General features: G+C 57.3%; 8 protein-coding genes. All 8 read right to left on the reverse strand.

Annotation, left to right across the window (positions count from 1 at the left end; genetic code table 11):
- Positions 1–1,205: RIP metalloprotease RseP (gene rseP / locus ACIP66_RS27925; RefSeq protein WP_400652435.1), on the reverse strand; the 1,205-nt coding region annotated here is incomplete at its 3' end.
- Between the two features lie 54 nt (positions 1,206–1,259).
- Positions 1,260–2,450 (reverse strand): 1-deoxy-D-xylulose-5-phosphate reductoisomerase, encoded by a 1,191-nt coding sequence (gene ispC, locus ACIP66_RS27930; protein WP_400652438.1) that lies wholly within the window; start codon positions 2,448–2,450, stop codon positions 1,260–1,262.
- Positions 2,447–3,253 carry a phosphatidate cytidylyltransferase gene (locus ACIP66_RS27935; RefSeq protein ID WP_400652441.1) on the reverse strand — a complete coding sequence of 269 codons (807 nt, stop codon included), beginning with the start codon at positions 3,251–3,253 and terminating at the stop codon, positions 2,447–2,449. The genes ispC and ACIP66_RS27935 overlap by 4 nt, the downstream gene beginning before the upstream one ends.
- Positions 3,253–4,008 carry a polyprenyl diphosphate synthase gene (gene uppS / locus ACIP66_RS27940; protein WP_053117623.1) on the reverse strand — a complete coding sequence of 252 codons (756 nt, stop codon included), beginning with the start codon at positions 4,006–4,008 and terminating at the stop codon, positions 3,253–3,255. Before uppS ends, ACIP66_RS27935 begins: the two co-directional genes overlap by 1 nt.
- A gap of 14 nt (positions 4,009–4,022) precedes the next feature.
- A complete protein-coding gene (gene frr / locus ACIP66_RS27945) occupies positions 4,023–4,580 on the reverse strand; it encodes a ribosome recycling factor (protein ID WP_053117621.1) in 558 nt (185 codons plus the stop codon).
- Positions 4,577–5,320 (reverse strand): UMP kinase, encoded by a 744-nt coding sequence (gene pyrH, locus ACIP66_RS27950; protein ID WP_003222124.1) that lies wholly within the window; start codon positions 5,318–5,320, stop codon positions 4,577–4,579. The genes frr and pyrH overlap by 4 nt, the downstream gene beginning before the upstream one ends.
- Positions 5,321–5,529: 209 nt before the next feature.
- Positions 5,530–6,393, reverse strand: a complete 864-nt coding sequence (gene tsf, locus ACIP66_RS27955; RefSeq protein ID WP_007908856.1) for a translation elongation factor Ts — start codon at positions 6,391–6,393, stop codon at positions 5,530–5,532.
- Between the two features lie 190 nt (positions 6,394–6,583).
- On the reverse strand, positions 6,584–6,832 hold a 249-nt coding region (gene rpsB, locus ACIP66_RS27960), incomplete at its 5' end, for a 30S ribosomal protein S2 (protein ID WP_400652444.1).

Below are 6,832 nucleotides of genomic sequence, written 5' to 3' on the forward strand. Positions count from 1 at the left end.
TCAAGTAAAGGAATGGGAAGAAAATTAAGAACCACCAGGCTAATACTCATATAAGCAAGGACATTCAGGAAATCAGCGACGCCCGACTGGGCAGAAGCGCCCGCCACTTTAGCAATGGTTATCGGTCCACTCAAGTTTTTTACCGAGAGCTCGCCGAACAGCATTTTCTTTAGCGAATCGAGGGTCAGAACGCTCATGGTCCAAGTGCGACGAGCGCCCTCGCCAATCGCGGCCAAAGGCCCGTAACTGACCTCGCGGATCATTTCCGGTGGCCAGTCGATCGCTTTGACGCCAGCGCCCAGATAACCGCTCGGCGCCTTGCTTTCGCCACGCGCCGCCAGGGTCACCGGGACGTCGATTTGAGCACCATCACGCTCGACACGCAGCATGATTTTGGTATCAGGACGCGTACGAACGGTATCGACTACTTGCTGCCAGTCGCTCAGCACCACGCCGTCAAGCGAGACCAGACGGTCGCCGGTTTTCAGGCCAGCAGCTTGCGCCGGGCCTTTTGGATCGAGCTCGGCGAGCACCGGCGGCAATGCCGGACGCCATGGACGGATACCCAACGAGCGAATCGGATCCGGCTCATCAGCCCCTTTCAGCCAATGATCCAGCGCCAGCTCGCGCGGCGAATCAGCAGTAGAGCCCTGCTCACGCACCAACAACTGCAGCGAACCGCTCTCACCCAGTCGACGTACCAACTGCAAATTGACCGCTGCCCAACCAGAAGTCGGCTCGCCATCAATTGCGACAATTTCCTGACCCGCCGTCAAACCGGCCTTGGCCGCGATACTGCCGGACTCCACACCACCGATGACCGGGCGTATTTGCTGACTGCCAAGCATCGCCAGCACCCAGAAAAACACAAGAGCCAGCAGGAAGTTGGCGATCGGGCCGGCAGCCACGATGGCAATACGCTGGCGCACAGATTTGCGATTGAACGACTGATCGAGCTGATCCAGCGGCACTTCGCCTTCACGCTCGTCGAGCATCTTGACGTAACCACCCAGCGGAATCGCGGCGATCACGAACTCGGTGCCTTTCTTGTCGTGCCAGCGCAGCAACGGCATACCAAAGCCCACGGAAAAACGCAGAACCTTGACGCCACAGCGACGCGCGACCCAAAAATGGCCGAATTCATGAAAGGTGACCAGCACACCCAAAGCGATCAGGGTGCCGGCAATCATATAGAGCGCGCTCATCTACTTTCTCCGCAATCCTGTTCAGTGCCGCGTAAAGCCATTGTGTTGCAAAACTTATCGGTCGTGACGTTTCAACCATTGTTCGGCCAAAACTCGCGCCTTGACGTCGGCGGTAAACACCGCATCGAGATCATCCAGCGCAACCACGGGTTCGAGATTCAAGACTTCCTCGATGATACTCGCGATTTCCAGGTAACGAACCCGCCCATCGAGAAACGCTGCCACAGCCACTTCATTAGCCGCGTTGAGCATCGCCGGTGCGCTGTCACCCGCCTCCGCCGCTTGACGCGCCAGACGCAGGCAAGGGAAGCGCTGTTCATCCGGCGCTTCGAAATCCAGTCGCGCAATGGCGAACAGATCGAGCGGCGCCACACCTGAGTCGATGCGCTCCGGCCATGCCAATGCATTGGCAATTGGCGTGCGCATGTCGGGGTTACCCAACTGCGCCAGCACCGAGCCGTCGACGTAATCGACCAGCGAGTGAATCACGCTTTGCGGATGGATCACCACCTCGACCTGCGACGGCTTGGCATCGAACAACCAGCAGGCTTCGATCAGCTCAAGGCCTTTGTTCATCATGCTGGCCGAATCCACGGAAATCTTGCGCCCCATGGACCAGTTCGGATGCGCACACGCCTGGTCAGGTGAAACATGCACCAGTTCAGCCATCGGTGTCTGTCGGAACGGGCCACCAGAAGCTGTCAGTAAAATCCTTCGCACGCCGACCGAGCTCAAACCACGAGCAAAATCCTGCGGCATGCACTGGAAAATCGCGTTGTGTTCGCTGTCGATCGGCAACAGCACCGAACCGCTTTTGCGCACGGCCTGCATGAACAAAGCACCGGACATCACCAGCGCTTCTTTATTAGCCAGGAGAATCTTTTTGCCAGCCTCGACGGCGGCCAATGTAGGACGTAAACCCGCTGCGCCCACAATCGCCGCCATCACCGCATCGACTTCCGGCGCGGAGGCGACCTGACACAAGCCCTCCTCCCCCACCAGCACCCGCGTTGGCAAACCCGCGGCACGCAGATCATCCTGCAAGCCACGGGCAGCGGCGACTTCAGGCACCACGGCAAATTGCGGCACGTGACGCACACACAAGGCCAGCAGTTCGCTAAGACGCGTGAAACCGCTCAGGGCGAATACTTGATAACGCTCAGGGTGACGCGCGATGACATCCAGGGTGCTCAGGCCAATCGAACCGGTCGCCCCCAGAACGGTAATCTGTTGGGCTCGGCTCACGGTGCGGCCATCCACAACAGCACGGCAAACACCGGAATCGCTGCGGTCAGGCTGTCGATGCGGTCAAGCACACCGCCATGCCCGGGCAGCAGATTGCTGCTGTCCTTGATGCCGGATTGACGCTTGAACATGCTTTCGGTGAGGTCGCCGACCACCGAGATAAAGACAATTATCGCAGCGCCGATCAAGCCCTTGAGCAGTTCGGCCACTGTCCAGTCGCGCACCAGACCAACGATGGCGGTGATGACCAGGCTCAATGCCAGACCACCGTAAACGCCTTCCCAGCTTTTGCCCGGACTGACCTGCGGGGCCAGTTTGCGTTTGCCGAAAGCGCGGCCGGAGAAGTAGGCGCCGATATCAGCGCCCCACACCAACACCATCACCGCCATGATCAGCCAGTTACCCAACGGGTACTGTTTGATCTGCACCAGACCTTGCCAGGCCGGCAACAGAATCAGCAGACCGATCACCAGTTTGGTTGCCGCACTGGACCAATGAGCACTGGAGGCCGGGTAAGTAAGCACCAGGTAAGTCGCCACTGCCCACCACAACACCGAAGCACCGAGCACCCATGGCGCAAGGCCGGGCAAGATGTACATGATGAAGAGCATGAACGCGACCACGGCGGCAAAACCCACACGGAACGCTTGCCCGGTGAAACCTGCCAGACGCGCCCATTCCCAGGCGCCCAAAGTCACGACCAGACCGATGAACAAGGCAAACCCGGAGCCTTCGAGCAGGAAAAACCCGCACAAGGCAATCGGCAGCAGGATCAGTGCAGTGATGATTCGTTGTTTAAGCATTAAACCCGGGCTCCAGCTTCGACCTGTTCGCTCGTTTTACCGAAGCGACGTTGACGTGAAGCGAAATCGGCCAGCGCAGTGCGCATGGCATCGTGTTTGAAGTCCGGCCAGAACAGGTCGGAGAAGTACAACTCGGCGTACGCCAGTTGCCACAGCAGGAAGTTGCTGATGCGGTGCTCACCACCGGTGCGGATGCACAAATCCGGCAACGGCAGATCGCCGGTGACCAGACAGGTTTGCAACAGATCCGGAGTGATGTCTTCCGGACGCAGATGCCCGGCCTGAACTTCGCGCGCCAGGCGCTGTGCAGCCTGCGCGATATCCCACTGACCGCCGTAGTTGGCGGCGATCTGCAGAACAAAACGATTGGCACCGGCAGTCATTGCTTCGGCTTCGCGCATCGCCGCCTGAAGTTCAGGGTGGAAGCGCGTGCGATCGCCAATGATGCGCAGGCAGATGTTGTTGTCGTTGAGGCGCTTGGCCTCACGACGCAATGCCTTGAAGAACAGATCCATCAAGGCGCTGACTTCATCGGCCGGGCGCTGCCAGTTTTCACTGGAGAAGGCGAACAAGGTCAACACTTCGACCTTGGCCTCAGCGCACACCTCGATGACGGCTCGCACAGCATCCACGCCCGCTTTATGCCCGGCGACACCCGGCATAAAGCGTTTTTTAGCCCAGCGATTGTTACCATCCATGATGATCGCGACATGGCGCGGCACCGCGGACGGCGCAGTCTGCTTGGTCTTGTCCATTAAAAGCTCGACCCTTATACGGCCATCAGGTCTTTTTCTTTCTCTTCCGTGGCCTTGGTGATCATGGCTTCGGAATCCTTGGTCAGCTTATCGATATCGGCGATTGCACGACGCTCTTCGTCTTCGCTGATTTCTTTGTCCTTGACCAGCTTCTTCAGCTCGCCCAACGCGTCACGACGGATGTTGCGCACGGCAACACGAGCGTCTTCAGCAGCGCTGCGCGCCTGCTTGGTGAAGCCCTTACGGGTTTCTTCAGTCAGGGCAGGCATGGAGATCAGCAACAACTCGCCGAGGTTGGTCGGGTTGAGGTTCAGGCCAGCGCTCTGGATTGCCTTGTCGACGGCAGCGAGCATGTTGCGCTCGAAGGCCACGACTTGCAGGGTGCGCGAGTCCTTAACAGTGATGTTGGCAACCTGGGTGATGGAAGTGTCTGCGCCGTAGTACGGCACCATCACGCTGCCCAGAATGCTTGGGTGAGCCTTACCGGTACGGATCTGGCCAAAGGCATGAGCCAGAGAGTCCAGGGATTTTTGCATGCGCTCTTGAGCGTCTTTTTTGATTTCGTTGATCATTGTTGACCTTCCTCGATCAGGGTGCCTTCAGCGCCGCCATGGACGATGTTCAGCAGGGCACCAGGTTTGTTCATGTTGAATACGCGCAGCGGCATCTTGTGATCGCGGCACAGGCAGATAGCAGTCAGATCCATTACACCCAGCTTGCGATCCAGTACTTCATCATAAGTCAGATGATCGAACTTCTCGGCATGCGGGTCTTTGAATGGGTCTGCGGTGTAAACACCATCGACCTTGGTCGCTTTCAGCACGACGTCGGCATCGATTTCGATGGCACGCAGGCAGGCTGCCGAATCCGTAGTGAAGAACGGGTTGCCGGTACCGGCTGCGAAAATCACTACGTCCTTGGAGTTCAGGTGACGCATGGCTTTGCGGCGATCATAGTGATCGGTTACGCCAACCATGGAAATCGCCGACATCACGATGGCCGAGATATTGGCACGTTCCAGCGCATCGCGCATGGCCAGGGCGTTCATCACAGTGGCCAGCATGCCCATGTGGTCGCCTGTGACCCGATCCATACCGGCTTTGCTCAGGGCTTCGCCACGGAACAGGTTACCGCCACCGATCACCAGACCGACCTGGACACCGATGCCGACCAGTTGGCCGACTTCCAGCGCCATGCGATCGAGTACTTTCGGATCGATCCCGAACTCTTCCGAGCCCATCAGGGCCTCGCCGCTAAGCTTGAGTAGAATGCGTTTATAGCGAGCCTGATAACCACTGCCCTGCTGAGCCATTGCGAATCTCTCCTGCGGCGTATTAAAAAATTCTGTGCGAGCTGTTTACAGCTGGCGTTCACTCTAGCTTGGCGCTGCTTCAGCGCCATCGGAACATGGCTTTGTAAGTCAGTTCCAAGTGGAAACCAATAAAAAATTGGCTACCCCATCTGAAAAGAGGCTGCGCGCGTAAGCGGGCAGCCTCTTTCGGGCGACAGTTGAAAACTGTCTTATTGCTTGGCGGCAGCCAGCTGGGCAGCAACTTCTTCAGCGAAGTTGTCGACCGGCTTCTCGATGCCTTCGCCTACTTTGAAGTAGGTGAAGGAAACGATTTCAGCACCGGCTTTCTTGGCCAGTTCGCCAACCTTGATTTCAGGGTTCTTGACGAACGCCTGCTCAACCAGGCTTGCTTCTGCCAGGAACTTGCTGATACGGCCTTTGACCATATTTTCAACAATGTTTTCTGGCTTGCCTTTGATTTTCTCTTCGTTCAGCTGCAGGAACACAGCTTTTTCGCGCTCGATCGCTTCAGCCGAAACTTCCGATGGCAGCAGGAACTCAGGGTTGCTGGCCGCTACGTGCATAGCGATGTCTTTGGCCAGTTCAACGTTGCCGCCTTTCAGAACAACTGCAACACCGATCTTGTTGCCGTGCAGGTAGCCACCAACAACGTCGCCTTCTACGCGAACCAGACGACGGATGTTGACGTTTTCGCCAACCTTGCCGACCAGTACCAGACGAGCAGCTTCTTGCGCTTCGATCAGGGGAGCAACATCGGTCAGCTTGTCAGCGAAGGCTTTTTCAATGCTTTCAGCAACGAATGCCTTGAAGTCGTCCTGCAGAGCCAGGAAGTCGGTCTGCGAGTTCACTTCCAGCAGAACAGCAGATTTGCCGTCTTCTTTCAGAGCGATCGCGCCTTCAGCAGCTACGTTGCCTGCTTTTTTGGCAGCCTTGATTGCGCCCGAAGCACGCATGTCATCAATGGCTTTTTCGATGTCGCCGTCAGCCTTTTCCAGGGCTTTCTTGCAATCCATCATGCCTTCGCCGGTACGCTCACGCAGTTCTTTAACCAACGCTGCAGTAATTGCTGCCATTTTCAAATTCCTCTTGGATAGGTTTTCAACCATTCCACCCGATCGAACGGGCGTTCAATTCTTCCCGAAGCCGTTTGTAGCCGCTGCACGTTACAGATGCTGTAGCTGCGCTGCCGACAAATGGTTTTCGAGGTGGCAAAAAGGGGGCCAAGCCCCCTTTTTGCTTACTGAGTCAACGCCAGGGCGTTAATTACTCAGCTGCAGCTGCCGGAGCTTCTTCAGCTGCGAACTCTACAGTACCGCCGCCAACATTGTTGCGACCACGGATAACAGCGTCAGCCATCGAACCCATGTACAGCTGGATAGCGCGGATTGCGTCATCGTTGCCTGGGATGATGTAGTCAACGCCTTCCGGGCTGCTGTTGGTATCGACAACGCCGATAACCGGGATGCCCAGCTTGTTGGCTTCGGTGATCGCGAGGCGCTCGTGGTCAACGTC

Source organism: Pseudomonas sp. NPDC088429 (genome assembly GCF_044753305.1).
In the GTDB taxonomy this organism is placed as follows: domain Bacteria; phylum Pseudomonadota; class Gammaproteobacteria; order Pseudomonadales; family Pseudomonadaceae; genus Aquipseudomonas; species Aquipseudomonas rustica.